Genomic DNA, 19,845 nt, shown 5'->3' on the forward strand with positions numbered 1-19,845 from the left:
CACCCGCCAACAGGCGACAGGCGACAGGCGACAGGCGACAGGCGACAGGCGACAGCATGACCCGTGTCAAGTGGGGGCCAGACAAGGCGCGGCCACTGACGCAAAATTGGGCCCATGACACAGCTACTTTTTATCTACGGCACCTTGATGCCCGGCCTGCGCCTGGAGGCCCAAATGCAAGGTGCTCGCTTTGTGGGCGCAGCCCAAGTGCCCGGCCGCTTGGTCGACGTGGGGCGCTACCCCGGGTTCCTTGTGGGCGATGGCCTGGTCACGGGCGAAGTCTATGAGGTCGATGCTGCACACCTGGCCCGGCTGGATGCGGTGGAAGACATGGTGCCCGGCGACCGCGCCGCCTCGCAATACTGGCGCGAGGAGGTCACCGTGGCGGCCGGCCCGCTGCAGGGCCAGCGGGTACAGACCTATGTGTACAACCGCCCGGTGGACGGCTGCACACCCATTGCGCACGGCGACTACCGCCGCTACATCCGCGAGGTCGGGCGGGAATCTTGATCAGTCTTTGATCACCAACTCGCCGCGCAGCGAGTGCGACAGGCCTTGGGTGATGCGCACATCCGCCATCTGACCGATCAGGCGGTCCATGTTCGGGCCGCCGGGGAAGTTGACCACCCGGTTGCACTCGGTGCGACCCGCCAGCTCGGTGGCGTCCTTGCGTGAAGGGCGCTCCACCAAAATGCGCTGCACCGTGCCCACGCGGCTGTCGCCAATGCGCTGCACGTTCTCTTCGATGGTTGCTTGCAGGTGGTGCAGGCGGCGCAATTTTTCGGCGTGCGGCGTGTCGTCGTGCAGGTTGGCCGCAGGCGTGCCGGGGCGAGGGCTGAAGATGAAGCTGAAACTCGTGTCAAAACCCACATCGGTGATCAGCTTCATCATCTTGTGGAAGTCGTCCTCGGTCTCGCCGGGGAAGCCCACGATGAAATCGCTGCTGAGCGACATGTCGGGGCGGATCGCCCGCAGCTTGCGGATCGTGCTCTTGTATTCCATGGCGGTGTAGCCACGCTTCATGGCCATCAGGATGCGGTCCGAGCCGTGCTGCACCGGCAGGTGCAGGTGGCTCACCAGTTTCGGGATCTTTTCGTACGCGTCGATCAGGCGTTGCGTGAACTCATTCGGGTGGCTGGTCACGTAGCGGATGCGCTCGATGCCCGGCATGTCGGCCACATATTCCAGCAGCAAGGCAAAGTCGGCAATCTCTGAGGTACCCCCCATCTTGCCCCGGTAAGCGTTCACGTTTTGGCCCAGCAGGGTGATCTCTTTCACGCCCTGCGCGGCCAAGCCCGCCACTTCGACCAGCACATCGTCAAACGGGCGCGAGACCTCTTCGCCCCGGGTGTAGGGCACCACGCAGTAGCTGCAATATTTGCTGCAGCCTTCCATGATCGACACAAAAGCGGTGGCGCCGTCCACCTTGGCAGGCGGCAGGTGGTCAAACTTTTCAATCTCGGGGAAGCTGATGTCCACTTGCGGGCGCTGCTTGCGCTCGCGTTCGTTCAGCAATTCGGGCAGGCGGTGCAGGGTCTGCGGGCCAAACACCACGTCCACATAAGGCGCACGCTTGATGATCTCGGCGCCTTCCTGGCTGGCCACACAACCGCCCACGCCAATCAGCACGCCCTTGGCTTTGAGGTGCTGGACCCGGCCCAAGTCGCTGAACACTTTTTCTTGTGCCTTCTCTCGCACCGAGCAAGTGTTGAACAAAATCAGATCGGCCTCATCCACATCCTGCGTGGGCTCATAGCCCTGGGCCGCGCCCAGCACATCGGCCATCTTGTCCGAGTCGTACTCGTTCATCTGGCAGCCAAAGGTTTTGATGAAAACCTTCTTGCTCATGCGGCCTCCACGGATTCAATGGAGGAGATGAAGTCAAGGCAAAGCAAAGCACGCCCGCGAGGGGCCAAAGTGCAGCGGTTCATGGTGTAGATCCAGAGGCTGTGAAAAAGAAAAGCGCAGATGCGCTTTGGAAGCTGCAGATTATCGCAGGCGAGCCCCAGCTCAGTTGCCAACGTCCTCAGCGGCCTTCGGCTTGAAAAACATCGGATACGCCCGTTGCACCGTCGGGCTGTCATAGGCCCAGCTGTGGCATTGGCCCAGAAAATAAGGCGCTTGGGTCATTTCGGGGTGGGGCTGGCCTGCCAGTTCGCGGCGCTGCCATTGGCCTGAAGGCAGGGTTTGGTAAGCGGCGGTGGCCATGTTGAACAGCATTTCGCGCAGGTGGGTGCAGCCGTCGGTGCCGCCTACGTGTTGGTTGATGACTTTGCGCCAACCCGGGCCCATGGTGCAGCCGATGAGCTTGTGCATGTTGTGTGGTGCCCCGCTGCATTCGGCGTGCGGGATGTCGTCCATGGAGGTGGCGATGTCCTGGATGACCATTTGGTTGTTGAGCGTGACGCGGATTTTCAGGTTATGGATCGGCTGATCGCCGGGGAAAAGCCGTTCGTTGGGCACCTGGAAGCCGAAGGTCTTGACGTCGGTCAGTTGGGCTTCGATGTCCCACAGGCCGTCTTCGCGGTCAAAGCCTTGGTACACCACGGTGCGCGTATGTGACAGTTTTCGGGGGGAGGGTGGTGGAAGTGCCAATGGAAATCTCGAATCGGTGATGTTGAATGCTTGGATCATATCTACAGAGGAGCCCTGAGCATGTCCCAAGCTGTTCAACACACCATCCACCCCGCCGTTCGCCGCCAGACCATTGCCGATGCACTGCGCCGCACCGCGATCCGCTTGCCCACCAAGACAGGCATCGTGTGCGGAGCCACCACCTGGACGTATGCCGAGTTCGATGCGCTGGTCACGCGCCTGGCGGCAGGCCTGTCCCATATCGGCGTGGCCGAGGGCGACAAGGTGGCGGTGCTGGCCCGCAACTCGCATGGTTTTGCGGCGCTGCGCTTTGCCCTGGCCCGCCGGGGCGCGGTCATGGTGCCGATCAACTTCATGCTCAAGGCCGAAGAGGTGGCTTACATCTTGCGCCACGCAGGTGCCAAGACCCTGGCCACCGACAGCGGCCTGGCCGAGTTGGCGCAGTCTGCAGCCAAGCTTGACACACAAGTGCAGCAATTCATTTGGCTGCCATCCGAAGACCCGAGCGAGCCCGTGGCGGGCATGCACAGTTTTGATGCGCTGGCGGCTTGCACCGATGCGCTGCCCGATGTGCAGCTGGGTAGCTACGATGTGGCGCAGATCGTCTACACCAGCGGCACCGAGTCTTCTCCGAAGGGCGCGCAGCTCACGCACGATGCCGTGCTGTGGCAATACGTCAGCTGCGTGATCGACGCCGAAATCGCAGAGGCGGATGTGGCCCTGCACGCGTTGCCGCTGTACCACTGCGCCCAGCTCGATGTGTTTTTTGGCCCAGCCATTTACATGGGCAGCACCAACGTCATCACTTCCAAACCCACGCCCGACAACCTGCTGCCGATGCTCGAAAAGTTCGGCATCACCAGCTTCTTTGCGCCGCCCACGGTGTGGATTGCGCTGCTGCGCTCGCCGCTGATGGATGCGGGCAAGCTCGCCAGGCTGGCCAAGGGTTATTACGGCGCGTCCATCATGCCGGTGGAGGTGCTCAAGGAATTGGCCTCGCGCCTGCCCCAAGTGCGTCTGTGGAACCTGTACGGCCAGACCGAAATCGCGCCGCTGGCCACCATGCTCGGCCCAGACGACCAGCTGCGCAAACCGGGTTCGTGTGGCAAAGCCGTGCGCAACGTCGAAACGCGCGTGGTGAACGATGCCATGCAGGACGTGGCCGTGGGCGAGGTGGGTGAGATCGTGCACCGTTCGCCACATTTGATGCTGGGCTACTTTCATGACGACGAGCGAACCCAGGCCTCGTTTGAGGGCGACTGGTTCCACAGCGGTGATCTGGGCATGATCGACGACGAGGGCTACATCACCGTGGTGGACCGCAAGAAGGACATGATCAAGTCTGGCGGCGAAAACGTGGCCAGCCGCGAGGTGGAGGAAATGATTTACCGCCTGCCGCAAGTGAGCGAAGTGGCGGTGATCGGCCTGCCCGATCCCAAATGGGTGGAGGCTGTGACAGCCGTGGTGGTGGTCAAGGCCGGGCAGACCTTGGACGAGGCGGCGGTGATCGCGCACTGCGCGCAGCACATGGCCGGTTTCAAGTGTCCAAAGCGCGTGGTCTTCACCGATACGCTGCCCAAGAACCCAAGCGGCAAACTGCTCAAGCGGGATTTGCGCTTGCGGTATGCGTGAAGCGTTGAGCGTTGAGCGCGCAGGGGCCTGTCTGACATCCCGGACTTGATCCGGGATCCATGTATTTTGTTGCTTTGGAGGGGCCAAAACATGGACCCCGGCTTGGGGGCCGGGGTGACAAACTTCAAAAGACGCGTGGACCAAGGGAAATCCCTGATCAAATGTTCTATGCATAAGACCTGAATGTTCTATTGACAGGACAATGGGACTGTTCCACCATGGCGGTCATGGATGCCCATCTGCCTTTGCCCAAGTACCACCAGATCTATCTGGTGCTGCGCGAGCAATTGCGCGAGGGCCGCTTTGACGATGGTTTGCCGGGCGAGCTGGCCTTGATGGGGCAGTTTGGTGTGGCGCGTGTCACGATCAGGCGGGCTTTGTCGCAGCTGGCCGAAGAGGGCCTGATTCAGCGCGAGCCCGGGCGGGGCACACGGCCAGTCGCGGCGCGCGCACAAGAGGTGAAGATGCAGGCCTCGACCATGGCCAGTGGCCAGCAGGCCCGCCTGACGGGTTTGCTGGAAAACCTGGTCACCATGGGCATGCGCACCAAGGTGAGGGTGCTGACTGTGGAACGCATGCGTGCCCCGGTGGACGTCGCCGCCGCGCTCAAGCTGCACAGCGCGGCTCTGGTGCAAAAAGCCGAGCGCGTGCGCAGCACGCCCGAAGGCCCCCTGTCGCACATCACCACTTGGGTGCCCGATGCGATTTCGGCTGGCTTTGGCAAGCGCGAGCTGGCGCAAAAACCCATTTTGGTGCTGCTCGAAGAGTCGGGCGTCAAGGTGGGCCGGGCTGAGCAAACCATCTCGGCCCGACTGGCCGATGTGGGCATGGCCCAGCATCTGGATGTTTCTGTCGGATCGGCCTTGCTGGCGGTGCGGCGTTTGATTTATGACGAGGACGACCGTCCCGTCCAATGGCTGCATGGCTTGTACCGACCGGACCGGTACGAATACCAGATGCAGTTATCCCGCGTTGGCAGCATCGATGCCAAGGTGTGGGTAAGCCAAGAGCTGTCCGCCAACTTTCATTGACCTACTTAAAGGATGTTCTCATGACCTCACGTCGCACTTTCATGGGCCAGTCCGCTGCTGCGGCCTCGGCGCTCGCGTTTCCATTGGTGGGCGGGGCTCAGCCCAAGCCCATCAAAGTGGGTGTTTTGCACCCTGTGACCGGTGCCTTGGCCTACTCGGGCCAGCAGTGCCGTATGGGCGCCTTGATGGCGATTGAAGACATCAACAAGGCTGGCGGCATCAAGTCGCTGGGCGGCGCCAAGATCGAAGCCATGCTGGGCGATGCGCAGTCCAGCCCCCAAGCGGGCACGGCCGAGATCGAGAAGATGAACGAAGCGGGTGTGAGCGCCGTGGTCGGTGCCTTTGCATCCGCCATTTGCCTGGCCACGACGCAAGCCGCAGCCAAATACAACCTGCCCCATGTGGTGGACGTTGGTGTGGCCGACCAGATCGTCGAGCGCGGCCTGAAAAACACCTTCCGCTTTGGCCCTGGCTACAAGAAGTGCGCCGAAGTGGCCGTGTCCAGCCTGCACGTTTTGAACACCGCTGCAGGCAAGCCCGCTCGCACCGTGATGATCGTGCACGAAGAGTCGCTGTTCGGCACAGGCACGGCCAACTTGCTGGCCAAAGAGCTGCCTGGCTACGGCTACGAAGTCAAAGAAATCATCAAGCACGCCAACCCCACGCGTGACTTCAACAACATTGCGCTGCGCATCAAGCAGGTCAACCCCGACATCCTGATCCCGGCCAACTACTACAACGAATACGCCCTGCTGGTGCGCACACTGCAGCAGCAAAAGATCACGCCCAAGGCCATTTACTCGGTGCTGGGCGGTGCGGCGTCGAGCTACAAGTTCGTCAAGGAATTCCCAGATGCGGCCAACGGCATCATCGACTGCAACCATTGGTTCAACCCCAAGGACAAGCGTTCGGCCGAGTTGCGCAAGCGCGTGGAGGCTCAAGGCCAGTTCTTCAGCTACGAAGTGTTCATGACCTACACCGCCATGATGCTGCTGGCCGATGCGATCGAGCGCGCCAAGTCGCCTGACCGCGCCGCCATCATCGACGCGCTGGCGTCCAGCAAGTTCGCCAATCACATCATGCCCTACGGCGCGACCAATTTTGTCAACGGTCAAAACATGGGCGCACAGCCTTTGATGACCCAGGTGCAAAAGGGCGACATCAAGGTGATCGTGCCGCGCGACTACCGCGAGATTGAGCCGATTTTCCCGCTCAAGGGCTGAGCTGCGCTGACCTGAAAGACCCCGATGCTGGACTTCAACATCCTGTTTCCTTCGGTGCTCAACGGCATCACCACCGGTGCCGTGTACGCGTTGATCGCGCTGGGCCTCACGCTGATTTATGGCGTGCTGCACATCATCAATTTCGCGCATGGTGCGTCCTTGATGGTGGCGCTGTATGGCGTGTACATGCTGAAGCAACACTTCGGGGTCGATCCCTACATGGCCCTGCCCATCATGGTGCCCGCCATGTTTGTGCTGGGCTATGCACTGCAGCGCGGGGTCATCAACCGCGCCAGCCACGGCAAGGATGAAAACATCCTGCTCGTCACGCTGGGCATCTCCATCGTGCTCGAAAATTTGGCGCTTTTGTTCTTCAAGTCCGACACCCGCACCATTGAAACGGCCTACACCTTGACCACGGTCGAGATCGGGCCCGCCTTCATCGCGCTGCCCAAGCTGGTGTCCTTTGCCGGGGCTTTGGTCGTGTCGGCTGTTTTGTTGCTCATCGTGCAAAAAACCGACTTGGGCCGCGCCATTCGCGCCGTCTCCAAAGAGAAACAAGGCGCACGTTTGATGGGCATCGATGTGGACCATGTGTACGCCATGTGTTTTGGTTTGGGCCTGGCCAGTCTGGGCGCAGCGGCTTGCTTTTTGATGCCGGCTTATTACGTGAACCCGCAAGTGGGCAATGGTTTTGTGCTGGTGGCCTTCACCATCGTGGTGCTGGGCGGCATGGGCAGTTTTGCTGGAGCCTTGTTGGGTGGCTTGTTGATTGGCGTGGTGGAGTCGCTGGGCGGTTTGCTGCTGGGTGAATCGTTGGGCCAGGTGGGTATTTTTGTGATTTTCATTGCGGTGCTGTTGCTGCGGCCGCAAGGCTTTTTTGGAGCGAAGGCATGAAAGACTTTCGCAACATCGCACTGTTTGTGGTGCTGGTGGGGGCGGTGCCCTTGTTCACCGATTCGGGCGTGATGCTCAACTTTGTCATGACCTCTTTGTACGCCTGCTTGCTCTCGCAAGCCTGGAACGTGCTGGGCGGTTTTGGTGGTCAGTTTTCTTTTGGCCATGCGCTGTTTTTTGGCACGGGTGCTTATGTGCAGGCCATCGCACAAATGCAGTGGGGCCTGAGCCCCTGGGTGGCATTGCCACTGGCCATGGTGTTTGCGGCGGGTGTGGGGGCCTTTGTGGGCGCGGCCTCGTTCCGTTATGGCCTCAAGGGCTCTTACTTTGCGCTGGTCACGCTGGCTTTTGCCGAGGTGTTCCGCATTTTGGCCACCTCGGTGCCCTTCACGGGGGCGGGCGTGGGCCTGATGCTCCCGCTCAAAGAGTCGGCGGCCAACATGCAGTTTGGCAGCCGTGCCGGTTTCATCTGGCTGATGCTGGGCCTGGTCACGCTGGCGCTGTGCATCACCGCTTGGCTGCGCCACTCGCGCTTTGGCGCCTACTTGCAGGCTGTGCGCGACAACGAAGACGCGGCCCGCGCCATTGGCGTGAACCCCTTCAGTGTCAAGCTGATCGCCACCGTGTTGTCGGGCGGCCTGATGGGCGCAGGCGGCGCGTTTTATGTGCAGGTGTTCCAGTACATTGACCCGGGCATTGCCTTTGGGGCGCACACCTCGGTCGAGGCTCTGGTGGGCGCGATTGTGGGCGGCATGGGCACGCTGTGGGGCCCGCTCTTGGGTGCGGTGAGCCTGCACATTTTGGCCGATGTCACGCGCAATTTGTTTGGCCAACTGCCGGGCATCAACATGGTCATTTATGGCGTGGTGCTGATCGTGATTGTGATGTTCTTGCCGCGCGGCATTGCGGGGCTGGGCACCATCACGCCGCTGCAGTGGTTGCGTGGCCAAAAGTCTGACGGAGACAAATCATGAGCACGCTGCTGCAGATCGAGGGCGTGGGCAAGTCATTTGGCGGCTTGAAGGCCGTGCAAAACGTGAGCCTGTCGGTGACCGAAGGCCGTTTGAGCGCCTTGATTGGCCCCAACGGCGCGGGCAAGACGACCTTGTTCGCGCTCATGTCGGGCTTTTTGACACCAGACACGGGCCGTGTGGTGTTTGCAGGTCAGGACATCACCGGCCAGCCACCGCACCTGAACGCCCGCATGGGCTTGACGCGCACCTTCCAGATCGTGCAGCCCTTTGCCGCTCAAACCGTGCGTGAAAACATCGCGGTGGGGGCGCACCTGCATTTGCCGCGCCGCGCCCAAGCGCTGGAATTTGCCGAATCGGTGGCAAGCCAAGTGGGCCTGAGCCCGCAGCTGGACAAGCTGGCCAGCGACCTCACGGTGGCGGGGCGCAAGCGCCTGGAGCTGGCCCGCGCATTGGCCACGCGTCCGCGCTTGCTGCTGCTGGACGAGGTGCTGGCGGGTCTGAACCCGCAAGAAATTGCCGAGATGATCCCGGTGGTGCAAGGCATTGCCCAAAGCGGCGTGACGGTGCTGATGATCGAACACGTCATGCAAGCGGTGATGAGCCTGGCGCAAGAAGTGTGGGTGCTGGCGCAGGGGCAGCTGATCGCGCAGGGCACGCCTGCCGAAGTGACGAACAACAAATCCGTGGTGGAGGCTTATCTGGGCCACGGCACGGCCGAGCGTTTGCAAAAGAACGTGGCCCAAGCCCAAACAGTTCAGGAGGCACAGGCATGACTGCTTTGTTGGATGTGCAGGGCCTCAAATCCGGCTACGGCGTGGTCGAGGTCTTGCGGGGTGTGGACCTGCAGGTCATGCCCGGTGAGTTGGTGGCGCTGCTCGGCAGCAACGGCGCGGGCAAGACCACGCTCAACCTCACGCTCAGCGGCCTGGTGGCCACGCGTGCGGGCCAAGTGGGGTTTGACGGTCAGGACATCACCGGTCTGCACTCGCGTCAGGTGGTCCAGCACGGTTTGATCCAGGTGCCCGAAGGCCGCAAGGTGTTTCCTAACCTGAGCGTGCACGAAAACCTGGAGCTGGGGGCTTTCACGCGAGGCCGTGAGCGCAAGCAGCAAAACCTGGACAAGGTCTACGAGACTTTCCCGCGACTGAAAGAGCGCGTGGCGCAATTGGCGGGCACGTTGAGCGGCGGCGAGCAGCAGATGCTGGCCATTGGCCGGGGCCTGATGGCCGAGCCACGCTTGCTGATTCTGGACGAACCCTCACTGGGTTTGTCGCCACTTTTGGTGGAAGAGTTGTTTGGCCTGATCTCGCAGCTGCGCAGCAGCGGCTTGGCGATCTTGTTGGTGGAACAAAACGTGGGCCAGTCGCTCGACATCGCGGACCGCGCTTATGTGATGGAAAACGGCCAGATCCGTTTTTCTGGCACACCTGCCGAGTTGTTGGCCAGTGACACGCTCAGGCAAGCCTATTTGGGCATGTGATGGCCATGGGGTCGAACTGACGCCCCGGCAAAGGGCTGCGTTCGCAAGCCAGCGTGGACAGACACCCGATTGATTTTTGACACGGAGGACAGCCGCATGACACACACATCCTTTTCGCCACGTTCCACCCCTTCACGCCGCGCCTTGGTGCTGAGCGCAGCCTTGGCCTGTGCCGGTGCCACCGGTTGGGTGCAAGCCCAAACCCAGCCGCCCATCAAAATTTTGGTGGGTGCCCCCGCAGGCGGCACCACCGACACCATGGCCCGTACCTTGGCCACGGTCTTGGGCACGCAACTGGGCCGCACGGTGGTGGTCGAGAACAAACCTGGCGCGGGCGGCAACCTGGCGGCTGACGCCGTGGCCAAGGCCGCGCCCGATGGCAACACCTTGCTGATGAGCTTCACCAGCCACGCCATCAACGCCTCGCTCTACCCCAGCCTGCCGTTTGATCCAGTGAAAGATTTCACGCCGCTGACCATGGTCTCGACTTCGCCGTCGATCCTGGTGGCCCACCCCAAAGTGCCAGCCAACAACGTTAAGGAATTGATCTCGCTGGCCAAGACCAAGCCCGGACAACTCAACTTTGCGATTGGCGCATTGGGATCGTCCCTGCACATGGCCGGTGACGCCTTCAAGATGCAGTCGGGTGTGTACATCGTCAACATTCCCTACCGGGGCACGGCCCCTGCGGTGCAGGACGTGTTGGCCGGTCAAGTCGATTTGATGTTTGCCGCCATTGGCAATGTGCAGGCGCACATCAAGGCGGGCAAGCTCAAGGCCCTGGGCGTGACCAGCGCCAAGCGCTTGCCCGCATTTCCCGACGTGCCCGCCATTGGCGAGAGCTTGGCCGGTTACGAGTCGAGCGCCTGGTTTGGTTTGTTTGGCCCGGGGCGCATGAGCCCTGAACTGAGCAAGCGCCTGGCCGATGCGGCCCGCGCTGCGGTGTTGTCGCCCGATGTCAAGCGCCGCATCGAAAGCGAAGGGGCCACGGCGGTGGGCAACAGTCCGGAAGAATTTGCCCGTTTTGTCGACAGCGAGATCGTGCGCTGGCGCAAGGTGGTGCAGTACGCAGGAGCGAAACCAGAATGAGCGCTGCTGTTTCGCAAACCCTGGCCCAAAAGCTGATCGCTCGTGCCGCTGGCCGCAGCCATGTGGCCGTGGGCGAGGTGGTCACCTGCAAGGTCGACCTGGCCATGTTCCACGACTCGTCCGGCCCACGCCGCTTGAAGCCCATGCTCGACGAGCTGGGGGCCGAGATTTGGGACAAAAACAAAGTCGTGCTGGTGCTGGACCACTACGTGCCCGCACAAGACGCGGACGCGCAGCAGATTGTGCAGATCGCACGCGACACGGCCAAACAATGGAAGCTGCCGCATGTGATCGACAGCGAGGGCATTTGCCATGTGGTGCTGCCCGAGCGGGGGCACTTGAAGCCCGGCATGTTTTGCGTGGGCGGCGACTCGCATTCGCCCACGGGCGGTGCTTTTGGTTGCTACATGTTCGGCATTGGCGCGACCGAGATGCTGGGCGTGTGCGTGACGGGCCAGATATGGGTGCAGGTGCCGCGCACCTTGCGCATGCACTGGTCGGGCCGTTTGCAAACGGGTGTGTCAGCCAAAGACATGATGCTGCACATGGTGGGGCGCTTTGGCATGAACGGCGGGCAATACCAGGCGGTGGAATTTGCCGGGCCTGCGGTGCAGGCGCTGTCCATGGCCGAGCGCATGACGCTGTCCAACATGAGCGCCGAGATGGGCGCGCAAGCCGGTTTGATTGCGGCCGACGAGACCACCTTGCAGCACCTGCGCGGCATTGGCGTGGCACCTGAGCATCTGGCCGGGGCCGAGCAATGGTTCACCGACGAAGACGCTGAGTACGAGCAGCAAGACTTTGACGCCAACACCCTCAGCCCGCAGGTGGCCGCGCCGCACAGCCCGGCCAACACACGGGATGTGGGAGCGTTTGTCGATGTGTTGCCGAATATTGCCTACATAGGCGCCTGCACCGGCGCCAAACTGGAAGACCTGCGGGCCGCCGCTTCGGTGCTCAAGGGCCAGCGCGTGGCTGCAGGTGTGCAGCTCATGGTGGCACCGGCCAGCGCGCGAGAACAAGCGCAGGCCACACAAGAAGGCGTGATGCAAACCTTGCTGGACGCCGGGGCCACGGTGCTGCCCAACAGCTGCGGCGCGTGTGCGGGCTACGGCGCGACTTTCCCCGAAGGCTCCACCGTGATTTCGACCACTGCCCGCAATTTCAAAGGCCGCATGGGCCCCGCCAGCGTGAACGTGTATTTGGCCTCACCCTACACCGTGGCGGCCTCGGCTTTGCGTGGGCGCATCAGCGATGCACGCGAGGTGCTGGCATGACGAAGCGTTCGTTTGACAACGCACGGGTGTGGCGGCTCGGTGCCGATGTGGACACCGATGCCCTGGCGCCGGGCGCTTACATGAAGCACGGCCTGGAAGTGATCGGCTGGCATTGCCTGGAAGCGGTGCGCACGGACTTCGCATCCGGTGTGCACGAGGGCGATGTGATCGTGGCCGGGGTCAACTTTGGCATCGGGTCATCGCGCGAACAGGCGGCCGGTGTGCTGCGGCACCTGGGCCTGGCGGCGGTCATTGCACCGTCTTACAGCGGTCTGTATTTCCGCAACGCCTTCAACCTGGGCCTGCTGCTCTTGACCTGCCCAGAAGCCGACCAAATCGAAGAGGGCGAGCGTGTGGGCGTGACGTTTGAAGGCGACACCCCGCTGGTGATTCGCGCGAACGGCCAGCGCCTGGCCTGCGCCCCGATTCCTGAATTTTTGATGGACATGGTCGATGCAGGGGGCTTGCTGCCTCTGCTCAAACAACGAAAGCCTGCATGAAACCGACTGAACCTGTGATGGAAGCTGTGATGGACCCGGTCACCTTGGCCGTGCTGCGCGGCCGTTTGGAGCAAATCGCCGACGAGATGGACGCGACGCTGTACCGCAGCGCTTTCAACCCCATCATTGCCGAGGCGCACGATGCCTGCCACGGCTTGTACGACGCCCTCACCGGCGACACCCTGATTCAGGGCAAGTCGGGCTTACCTGTGTTTGTGGGCGCCATGGCTTTTGCCGTGCGGGCGGCCATGCGTGTGGCGGCCGAGCGCGGCGGCATGCAGCCGGGCGATGTGTGGCTGTTCAACGACCCCTATGAGGGCGGCACGCACGCCAACGACTTCAAGCTGGTCAAGCCCTGCTTTCGCAATGGGCAGCTGTATTGTTTTTTGGCATCGGCTGCGCATTGGCACGACGTGGGCGGTGCGGTGCCGGGCAACTACAACCCGGCAGCCACCGAGTGCTGGCAAGAAGCGGTGCAGATTCCGCCCGTGCGCATCTTGCGCGCTGGTGTGCTCGACGACGATGTGCTGGCCATCCTGCGCGCCAACACCCGCCTGCCCGATAGCCTGTGGGGCGACCTGAACGGCCAGCTGGCAGCGCTCGAATTGGGTGCCCGCCGCCTGGACGGCTTGCTCGACGAATACGGCGACGCCAAAGTGGCGCAGGCGCTGGTGGAGCTGCGCACCCGCGCTGTGCGCCTGATGCGCTCACACATTGGCAGCCTGCCCGATGGCCGTTACAGCTTTGAAGACGTGCTGGACAACGACGGCGTGAAAGACGAGTTGCTGACCATCGCGCTCGACATGACCGTGGCTGGGGACCGGCTGACGCTGGACTTCTCGCGCACCTCGGCGCAGTGCGCCGGGCCGGTGAACATCTCCCGCGCCACGGCAGTCGCTGCTTGTTATGTGGCTTTGAAGCATGTGTTCCCCGATGTGCCCGCCAATGCAGGTGTGCTCGATGCGGTGGATTTTGTGATCCCCGACGGGCTGGTGATCAGCGCTTCGCGCCCGCGTCCGGTGGGCGGCTATACCGAAACCATTCTGCGCATGATCGATGTGATCTTCAGCGCCACGGCCTTGGCCGATCCGCAGCGGGCCGTGGCCCATGCCTATGGCACCATCAACGCCTTGTCGATCGCAGGGCACCGCACCGACGACAAACGCAAAGGCCAGCGCTGGGTGATGTTCAGCTTCTTTGGCGGCGGGCACGGTGGCCATTCCGATGGCGACGGTCTGTCACACGGCAACGCACCGATCTCGACCGCCACGATCCCGCCCATGGAAATTCTGGAAGCGGCCTACCCGGTGCGCTTCACCCAGTGGGCTTTGCGCCCCGGCTCGGGCGGTGATGGCCAGCACCGGGGGGGGGTGGGTGCTATTTACGAAATTGAATTGCTCGAAGACAGCGCCGAGGCTTTCATCTTTGGCGAGCGCGGCAAGTCGGCCCCCAAGGGCATTCATGGCGGCCAGCCTGCGCTGCCCAACGTGTTCGAGCACTGCCAAAACGGCGAGTGGAAGACGCCGCCCATGGTGTCCAAGATGTTGGGCATCCATCTGAAAAAAGGCGACCGGGTTCGCCTGCAAACCCCGGGCGGCGGCGGCTGGGGTAACCCGGCAGACCGGTCAGAACAAGACCGCGCGAAGGACAGCGCACTGGGTTACACCAAGGAACAAGCATGAGCGAGGCAGCAGTGAATCAGCCGCATTGGGTGGTGGGTGTGGACGTGGGCGGGACCTTCACCGACCTGTTTGTGCTGGACGAAAAAACCGGCCAGGCCCGCATTGTCAAAGTGCCCTCAACCCGGGGCGAAGAAGCCCGGGGCTTCATGAACGGCATCGCCAAGGTCACCGGCAACACCGGGGCCGATGGTGCCAAAGAGATTGCCACCATCGTGCACGGCACGACGGTGGGCACCAACGCTTTGCTGGAGCGCAAGATCGCCCGCACCGGCATCATCACCACACGGGGTTTCCGCGATGTGCTGGAGATGCGCCGCCGTGACCGCCCGCAAACCTGGGGCCTGCGCGGCAGCTACACCCCGGTGGTGCCGCGTGCTTGGCGACTGGAAGTGGACGAGCGTGTGCTGGCCGATGGCCAGTTGCACACGCCCGTGAATCTGGACCAGGTGCGCGAACAAGCCCGCGCCTTGCTGGCCGAAGGCTGTGAGGCGGTGTGTGTGTTTTTTGTGCACGCCTATGCCAACCCCGGTAACGAACAAGCCGCGGTGGCCGCCGTGCGCGAGATCTGGCCCAACAGCTATGTGACAGCGGCCAGCGAAGTGCTGCCGGAGATCCGTGAGTTTGAGCGCTGCTCCACGGCCACGCTCAACGCCGCCTTGCAACCTGTGGTGGGCAGCTATTTGCAACGCCTCGATGGCGACTTGCGTGCCCAGGGCTTTGGTGGTGAGTTGCTGATTGTGCAAAGCAATGGCGGCGTGATGTCGCGCCAGACCGCTTGTGATGTGCCGGTGCGCACCGCGCTGTCAGGCCCGGCAGCGGGTGTGATGGCCTGCGCCGAAATCGCACGCGCTTCGGGCTTTGAAAACGTGATCACCGGCGACATCGGCGGCACCTCGTTTGACGTGTCCTTGGTGGCCGGTGGCGAAGCGGCATTGGCCGCGCAAACCTCGATCGAGTTTGGCTTGGTGGTGCGCTCGCCCATGATCCAGATCGAGACCATTGGTGCCGGTGGCGGCTCGATCGCTTCGGTCGATGCGGGCGGCATGCTGCAAGTGGGCCCCGAGTCGGCCGGCAGCATTCCCGGCCCCGCTTGTTACGGGCGCGGCAACACCCGCCCCACCGTGACCGACGCCAATGTGCTCTTGGGCCGCATCGCAGCAGACCGGCCTTTGGGTGGCGGGTTGTTGCAAAAGCTCGATTCGGGCTTGTCCGAAACAGCGATTGCCCAGCATGTGGCCGAGCCTTTGGGTTTGACCGCGCTGGCTGCAGCCGAAGCGATCTTGACGGTGGCCAATGCCCGCATGGCGGGCGCGATCCGCGTGGTGTCGATCGAGCGTGGGCACGATCCGCGCCAGTTCGCCTACATGCCCTTTGGCGGCGGCGGCGGCCTGCATGTCTGCGCCATGATGCGCGAGGTGGGCGTGACCACCGGCATCGTGCCGCGTTACCCGGGCGTCACATCGGCGCTGGGCTGCGTGATGGCCGACATGCGCCACGACGCGGTGCAGACCCTGAACGTGGCCCTGGCCGATGTGGCTTGGCCTGCGTTGCTGGAACGCGTGGATGGCCTGGCCGAGGCTTGCCAGGTGCGCCTCGATTCCGCCGGTGTGAATTTTGTGCGGGTGGACGAAGTCATCAGCTTTGACATGCTTTACATGGGCCAAACCCACACGCTGCAAGTGCCCCTGAAACGAGAAGCTTTGAACGCGGCGGGTTTGTTGGCCGCGTTTGAAGCGGCTTACCAGCACGCCTTTGGCCGCGTGCTGCAAGGCCCGGTGATCCGGGTGATGAACCTGCGTTATGCGCGCATCGGGCGGCGGCCCAAGTTCGACCTGGCGGTGCTGGCGCCACAAGGTGAAGGCCGCACGGCACCGGTGGGCGAGCAGCAGGTCTACCACCAGGGCCAGTGGTGGACTGCGCAGCGCTACGCGCGCCTGAGCCTGCCCGTGGGCACCGTGGTGCAAGGCCCGGCGATTTTGGAGCAGCCCGACACCACGGTGTGGTTGGAGCCGGGCTTTGAGGGCCGGGTGGACAAATTGGGCAACTTGTTGGTGGAGCGCACAGCATGAACTTGAAGAACGCGAAATTGGGCATGGTCATCGTGGACCTGCAAAACGATTTTCTGGCCCCCGACGGCGCTTATGCCCGGGGCAACACCCTGAGCGCCGAGGCGGTGAAGCTGCCCGAGCGCATGGCCCCGGTGGCACGCGCCATCAAGGCCCGTGGCGGTTTGGTCACTGCCAGCCTGTTCACGCTCTGGCCCGATGCACAGGGCGAGCCCATGATCTCGGCGCACCTCAAAGAGCGCCGCCCGTTTTTGCGCAAAGGTGACTTCGCACCCGGCAGCCGAGGCCAGGCCAATGTGGACCTGCTCGCACCGCTGGTCGACGTGTCGGTGTTCAAGGTGGCGTATTCGGCCTTCTTCAATACACAGCTCGACTGGGTGCTCAAAAAATCGGGCATAGACACGCTGGTCGTCTGTGGCATCGTCACCAACGGTGGTGTGGCCAGCACGGTGCGTGATGCGCATGTGCGTGACTACCACGCCATCGTCTTGTCGGACGGTTGCGCCGCCTTCAGCGAAGCCGCGCACCAGGCCGCGCTGGCCGACATGGCTTCGGTGGGTGATGTCATGGACAGCGCCACTTTTTTGAAGCAACTGGGCTGAAGCCATGAACGCGCCGCTGCCGCAAGTTCGCCTGGCTGCTGATTTGCAAGCCGAGGACCACACGCCGGTGGTGATCGTGGGCGCTGGCGCTTGTGGCCTCACGGCTGCGCTGGCCCTGCACCGCTTGGGTGTGGATTGTGTGGTGCTGGAGCGTGATGCCTTTGCAGCAGGCTCCACCGCTTTGTCCTCGGGCTTCATCCCGGCCCCCTGCACGCAAGCGCAACAAGCGCAAGGCATCACCGACAGCGTGGCGCAGTTTGCGGCTGACATTCAAGCCAAGGCCCATGGCCAGGCCGCACCCCACTTGGTGCAGGCCTATGCCAAACACATCGGTCCCGCCATGGACGCGCTGGCCCAACACCACGGCCTGCCCTGGCAGGTGCTGGACAACTTTTTGTACCCGGGCCACAGCGCCCACCGCATGCACGCCGTGCCCGAAAAAACCGGTGCCGGTTTGATGAGCCGCCTGCAAGCGGCGGCCGACGCCGCAGGCGTGGTGCTGCTCACACAAGCGCAAGTGACCGAGCTGTGGGCCGACGACGCGCAGCGCATCCACGGTGTGGGTTTTATCAGGCCCGATGGCCAGACCGAGCGCATCCGCTGCGATGCGGTGATCTTGGCTTGCAACGGATTTGGCGGTGCTGCGGCCATGGTGAAAGAGATGCTGCCCGAGATGGCCGAGGCCACTTATGCGGGCCATGTGGGCAACGACGGCAGTGCCATCGCCTGGGGCCAACAACTGGGTGCGCGATTGGCCGACTTGGGCGCGTACCAAGGCCACGGCTCCTGGGCCGTGCCACAAGGCGCTTTGATTTCGTGGGCACTGATGATGGAAGGCGGCGTGCAGATCAACGCCCAAGGCCAGCGCTTTCACGACGAAACCCAGGGCTACTCGGAGGCAGCGGTGCATGTGCTGGCTCAGCCGGGCGGTGTGGCCTGGAATGTGTTCGACGATGCGCTGCTGGCCTTTGCACAAGACTTTCCGGATTTGGTGGCGGCGCAAGGCGCGGGGGCGGTGCAACACGCCGCCGATGTGGCCGCACTGGCTCAATTGATCGGTTGCCCACCCGAAGCCTTGCAAGCCACTTTGAACGCCGTGCAACCCGGCACCGACCCGTCCACAGGCCGTAACTTCAAACGCAAACTGCAAGCCCCGTTTCACGCCATCAAAGTCACGGGCGCTTTGTTCCACACCCAAGGCGGTTTGGACATCGACGCGCAAGCCCGCGTGTTGCGCGAAGACGGCACCCCTTTGCCCAATGTGCTGGCCGCAGGCGGCGCAGCGCGGGGCGTGTCGGGGCAGGCGCTGTGGGGCTACTTGTCGGGCAATGGCTTGCTCAGCGCCATTGCGGGCGGCCACATTGCAGCGCATACAGCACAACAACTTTTGAAAGACACGCCATGAGTCAGCCGCACAATTTGGCCCAGCGCCTGCAACAAGCTCAGGCCTTGCTCGCCCCCGGTGTGTACGACGCGCTCACCGCGCTGGTCGCGCAGCAGGCCGGTTTTGAAGCCGTGTACCTGTCGGGCGCATCGATCGCCTACACGCGCCTGGGACGCTCCGACATTGGCCTGACCACCGCCACCGAAGTGGCACAGACCTTGGCGCACATCACCGACCGGGTGAATATTCCGGTCATCGTGGACGCCGACACCGGCTTTGGCAATGCGCTCAACACCCAGCGCACCGTGCGTGATTTTGAACGCGCCGGGGCCGCGATGATCCAGATCGAGGATCAGACCTTCCCCAAACGCTGCGGCCACCTGGACGGCAAAGGTGTGGTGCCCGTGGCCGAGATGCAGGGCAAGCTGCGCGCCGCATTGGACGCCCGCCATGACAAAAACACCTTGATTTTGGCGCGCACCGACGCTGTGGCCGTGGAAGGCCTCGACGCCGCGCTGGAGCGGGCCGAGCGTTACCTGGAATGCGGGGTGGATGCGATCTTCATCGAGGCGCTCAGGTCCGATGAACAAATGAACCGCGCCTGCGCCCAGTTTGCCAAGCGTGTGCCACTGCTGGCCAACATGGTCGAAGGTGGCAAAACGCCAGTGCAAAGCGCGGCCGAGTTGGGTGAGCGGGGTTTCAAGATCGTGATCTTTCCGGGTGGCACGGCGCGGGCGGTGCTGCACACGCTGCAAGGCTATTACTCGAGCTTGCACACGCACCAGACCACCCGCCCCTGGCAAGACCAGATGCTGGATTTTGATGGCCTGAACGCGGTCATTGAAACCCCGCAGCTGCTGGCGCTGGGGCAGCGTTATGAAGGCCGCGAAAAGACATGACGCAGCCCTTTGTTCTGCGGGGTCTGCAAGTCGGTGACATCGGTTGGGTGGCGCACCGGCAGGGCATTTTGTACGCGCAGGAATACGGCTGGGACGGCACTTTCGAGGCCTTGGTGGCCGAGATCGCCGCGCAGTTCGTCAAAAATTTTGACGCTGAATGGGAGAACGCCTGGATCGCTGAACGCGAAGGCCAGGTGGTGGGCTCTGTGTTTTTGGTCAAGGTGTCCGAGCAAGAGGCGAAGTTGCGTTTGCTGTATGTGGAGCCCGATGCGCGTGGCGCAGGCCTGGGTCGACGCCTCACGCAAGAATGCATCGCGTTTGCCAAAGCCAAAGCTTACGCCAAGCTCACTTTGTGGACCAATGACATCCTGCATGCAGCCCGCCGTATTTACCAAGAGGCCGGGTTCGTGTTGGTGTCCGAAGAGCAGCACCACTCTTTTGGTGCCGATCTGGTGGGGCAGTATTGGTCGCTGGACCTTTGCCAAAGGCATTGACCTGCAAGCGCTTGGTCCGT

Annotated in this window: 19 protein-coding genes; 17 read left to right on the forward strand and 2 right to left on the reverse strand. The window is 62.8% G+C overall.

Annotated elements, in window-relative coordinates; all coding sequences use genetic code 11:
- Positions 1 to 114: 114 nt before the first annotated feature.
- Entirely contained in the window at positions 115 to 510 is a 396-nt protein-coding gene (locus QZ190_RS03510) for a gamma-glutamylcyclotransferase (protein ID WP_291913551.1), read from the forward strand.
- Here QZ190_RS03510 and miaB read toward each other — a convergent pair whose 3' ends face one another.
- Together miaB and QZ190_RS03520 are read right to left on the reverse strand one after the other, a co-directional pair.
- Entirely contained in the window at positions 511 to 1,848 is a 1,338-nt protein-coding gene (gene miaB / locus QZ190_RS03515) for a tRNA (N6-isopentenyl adenosine(37)-C2)-methylthiotransferase MiaB (protein WP_291913553.1), read from the reverse strand.
- Positions 1,849 to 2,010: 162 nt separating this feature from the next.
- A complete protein-coding gene (locus QZ190_RS03520) occupies positions 2,011 to 2,595 on the reverse strand; it encodes a DUF2889 domain-containing protein (RefSeq protein ID WP_291913554.1) in 585 nt (194 codons plus the stop codon).
- A 60-nt stretch (positions 2,596 to 2,655) separates the two neighbouring features.
- Here QZ190_RS03520 and QZ190_RS03525 point away from each other — a divergent pair, with 60 nt between their 5' ends.
- From QZ190_RS03525 to QZ190_RS03600, 16 genes are all read left to right on the forward strand, one after another.
- On the forward strand, positions 2,656 to 4,227 hold the full coding sequence (locus QZ190_RS03525; protein ID WP_291913555.1) for a fatty acyl-CoA synthetase: 1,572 nt from the start codon (positions 2,656 to 2,658) through the stop codon (positions 4,225 to 4,227).
- Positions 4,228 to 4,454: 227 nt separating this feature from the next.
- On the forward strand, positions 4,455 to 5,258 hold the full coding sequence (locus QZ190_RS03530) for a GntR family transcriptional regulator (protein WP_291913633.1): 804 nt from the start codon (positions 4,455 to 4,457) through the stop codon (positions 5,256 to 5,258).
- 20 nt (positions 5,259 to 5,278) lie between these two features.
- On the forward strand, positions 5,279 to 6,481 hold the full coding sequence (locus QZ190_RS03535; protein WP_090138563.1) for an ABC transporter substrate-binding protein: 1,203 nt from the start codon (positions 5,279 to 5,281) through the stop codon (positions 6,479 to 6,481).
- Positions 6,482 to 6,505: 24 nt separating this feature from the next.
- On the forward strand, positions 6,506 to 7,378 hold the full coding sequence (locus QZ190_RS03540; RefSeq protein ID WP_053170744.1) for a branched-chain amino acid ABC transporter permease: 873 nt from the start codon (positions 6,506 to 6,508) through the stop codon (positions 7,376 to 7,378).
- Complete coding sequence (locus QZ190_RS03545; protein ID WP_291913562.1) at positions 7,375 to 8,352, forward strand: branched-chain amino acid ABC transporter permease; 978 nt, start codon at positions 7,375 to 7,377, stop codon at positions 8,350 to 8,352. The genes QZ190_RS03540 and QZ190_RS03545 overlap by 4 nt, the downstream gene beginning before the upstream one ends.
- On the forward strand, positions 8,346 to 9,125 hold the full coding sequence (locus QZ190_RS03550; RefSeq protein WP_291913635.1) for an ABC transporter ATP-binding protein: 780 nt from the start codon (positions 8,346 to 8,348) through the stop codon (positions 9,123 to 9,125). Before QZ190_RS03545 ends, QZ190_RS03550 begins: the two co-directional genes overlap by 7 nt.
- Entirely contained in the window at positions 9,122 to 9,832 is a 711-nt protein-coding gene (locus QZ190_RS03555) for an ABC transporter ATP-binding protein (protein WP_291913564.1), read from the forward strand. The genes QZ190_RS03550 and QZ190_RS03555 overlap by 4 nt, the downstream gene beginning before the upstream one ends.
- Positions 9,833 to 9,928: 96 nt before the next feature.
- Positions 9,929 to 10,921 (forward strand): tripartite tricarboxylate transporter substrate binding protein, encoded by a 993-nt coding sequence (locus QZ190_RS03560; RefSeq protein WP_291913566.1) that lies wholly within the window; start codon positions 9,929 to 9,931, stop codon positions 10,919 to 10,921.
- Positions 10,918 to 12,198, forward strand: coding sequence for a 3-isopropylmalate dehydratase large subunit (locus QZ190_RS03565; protein ID WP_291913568.1), 1,281 nt, complete (start codon positions 10,918 to 10,920; stop codon positions 12,196 to 12,198). Before QZ190_RS03560 ends, QZ190_RS03565 begins: the two co-directional genes overlap by 4 nt.
- Positions 12,195 to 12,698 carry a 3-isopropylmalate dehydratase gene (locus QZ190_RS03570; RefSeq protein ID WP_090138553.1) on the forward strand — a complete coding sequence of 168 codons (504 nt, stop codon included), beginning with the start codon at positions 12,195 to 12,197 and terminating at the stop codon, positions 12,696 to 12,698. Before QZ190_RS03565 ends, QZ190_RS03570 begins: the two co-directional genes overlap by 4 nt.
- 17 nt (positions 12,699 to 12,715) lie before the next feature.
- Complete coding sequence (locus tag QZ190_RS03575) at positions 12,716 to 14,380, forward strand: hydantoinase B/oxoprolinase family protein (RefSeq protein WP_291913637.1); 1,665 nt, start codon at positions 12,716 to 12,718, stop codon at positions 14,378 to 14,380.
- Complete coding sequence (locus QZ190_RS03580) at positions 14,377 to 16,449, forward strand: hydantoinase/oxoprolinase family protein (protein ID WP_291913570.1); 2,073 nt, start codon at positions 14,377 to 14,379, stop codon at positions 16,447 to 16,449. The genes QZ190_RS03575 and QZ190_RS03580 overlap by 4 nt, the downstream gene beginning before the upstream one ends.
- Entirely contained in the window at positions 16,446 to 17,048 is a 603-nt protein-coding gene (locus tag QZ190_RS03585; RefSeq protein WP_291913572.1) for a cysteine hydrolase, read from the forward strand. The genes QZ190_RS03580 and QZ190_RS03585 overlap by 4 nt, the downstream gene beginning before the upstream one ends.
- Before the next feature lie 4 nt (positions 17,049 to 17,052).
- The gene (locus QZ190_RS03590) at positions 17,053 to 18,453 is read left to right on the forward strand and encodes an FAD-dependent oxidoreductase (protein ID WP_291913574.1); all 1,401 of its coding nucleotides are present in this window, start codon (positions 17,053 to 17,055) and stop codon (positions 18,451 to 18,453) included.
- A complete protein-coding gene (locus QZ190_RS03595; RefSeq protein ID WP_291913576.1) occupies positions 18,450 to 19,331 on the forward strand; it encodes an isocitrate lyase/phosphoenolpyruvate mutase family protein in 882 nt (293 codons plus the stop codon). Before QZ190_RS03590 ends, QZ190_RS03595 begins: the two co-directional genes overlap by 4 nt.
- Positions 19,328 to 19,825, forward strand: coding sequence for a GNAT family N-acetyltransferase (locus tag QZ190_RS03600; protein ID WP_291913578.1), 498 nt, complete (start codon positions 19,328 to 19,330; stop codon positions 19,823 to 19,825). The genes QZ190_RS03595 and QZ190_RS03600 overlap by 4 nt, the downstream gene beginning before the upstream one ends.
- The last annotated feature ends 20 nt before the right edge of the window (positions 19,826 to 19,845 follow it).

The organism is Limnohabitans sp. (genome assembly GCF_017848645.1).
GTDB lineage: Bacteria > Pseudomonadota > Gammaproteobacteria > Burkholderiales > Burkholderiaceae_C > Limnohabitans_A.

What these genes read in the sequence shown, in the direction of transcription:
- QZ190_RS03600 (WP_291913578.1), top strand. Translation starts at nt 19,328, where the DNA reads ATGACGCAGCCCTTTGTTCTGCGGGGTCTGCAAGTCGGTGACATCGGT.
- miaB (WP_291913553.1), bottom strand. Translation starts at nt 1,848, where the DNA reads ATGAGCAAGAAGGTTTTCATCAAAACCTTTGGCTGCCAGATGAACGAG.
- QZ190_RS03590 (WP_291913574.1), top strand. Translation starts at nt 17,053, where the DNA reads ATGAACGCGCCGCTGCCGCAAGTTCGCCTGGCTGCTGATTTGCAAGCC.
- QZ190_RS03510 (WP_291913551.1), top strand. Translation starts at nt 115, where the DNA reads ATGACACAGCTACTTTTTATCTACGGCACCTTGATGCCCGGCCTGCGC.
- QZ190_RS03525 (WP_291913555.1), top strand. Translation starts at nt 2,656, where the DNA reads ATGTCCCAAGCTGTTCAACACACCATCCACCCCGCCGTTCGCCGCCAG.
- QZ190_RS03565 (WP_291913568.1), top strand. Translation starts at nt 10,918, where the DNA reads ATGAGCGCTGCTGTTTCGCAAACCCTGGCCCAAAAGCTGATCGCTCGT.
- QZ190_RS03560 (WP_291913566.1), top strand. Translation starts at nt 9,929, where the DNA reads ATGACACACACATCCTTTTCGCCACGTTCCACCCCTTCACGCCGCGCC.
- QZ190_RS03570 (WP_090138553.1), top strand. Translation starts at nt 12,195, where the DNA reads ATGACGAAGCGTTCGTTTGACAACGCACGGGTGTGGCGGCTCGGTGCC.
- QZ190_RS03575 (WP_291913637.1), top strand. Translation starts at nt 12,716, where the DNA reads ATGGAAGCTGTGATGGACCCGGTCACCTTGGCCGTGCTGCGCGGCCGT.
- QZ190_RS03545 (WP_291913562.1), top strand. Translation starts at nt 7,375, where the DNA reads ATGAAAGACTTTCGCAACATCGCACTGTTTGTGGTGCTGGTGGGGGCG.
- QZ190_RS03530 (WP_291913633.1), top strand. Translation starts at nt 4,455, where the DNA reads ATGGATGCCCATCTGCCTTTGCCCAAGTACCACCAGATCTATCTGGTG.
- QZ190_RS03535 (WP_090138563.1), top strand. Translation starts at nt 5,279, where the DNA reads ATGACCTCACGTCGCACTTTCATGGGCCAGTCCGCTGCTGCGGCCTCG.
- QZ190_RS03555 (WP_291913564.1), top strand. Translation starts at nt 9,122, where the DNA reads ATGACTGCTTTGTTGGATGTGCAGGGCCTCAAATCCGGCTACGGCGTG.
- QZ190_RS03540 (WP_053170744.1), top strand. Translation starts at nt 6,506, where the DNA reads ATGCTGGACTTCAACATCCTGTTTCCTTCGGTGCTCAACGGCATCACC.
- QZ190_RS03585 (WP_291913572.1), top strand. Translation starts at nt 16,446, where the DNA reads ATGAACTTGAAGAACGCGAAATTGGGCATGGTCATCGTGGACCTGCAA.
- QZ190_RS03595 (WP_291913576.1), top strand. Translation starts at nt 18,450, where the DNA reads ATGAGTCAGCCGCACAATTTGGCCCAGCGCCTGCAACAAGCTCAGGCC.
- QZ190_RS03580 (WP_291913570.1), top strand. Translation starts at nt 14,377, where the DNA reads ATGAGCGAGGCAGCAGTGAATCAGCCGCATTGGGTGGTGGGTGTGGAC.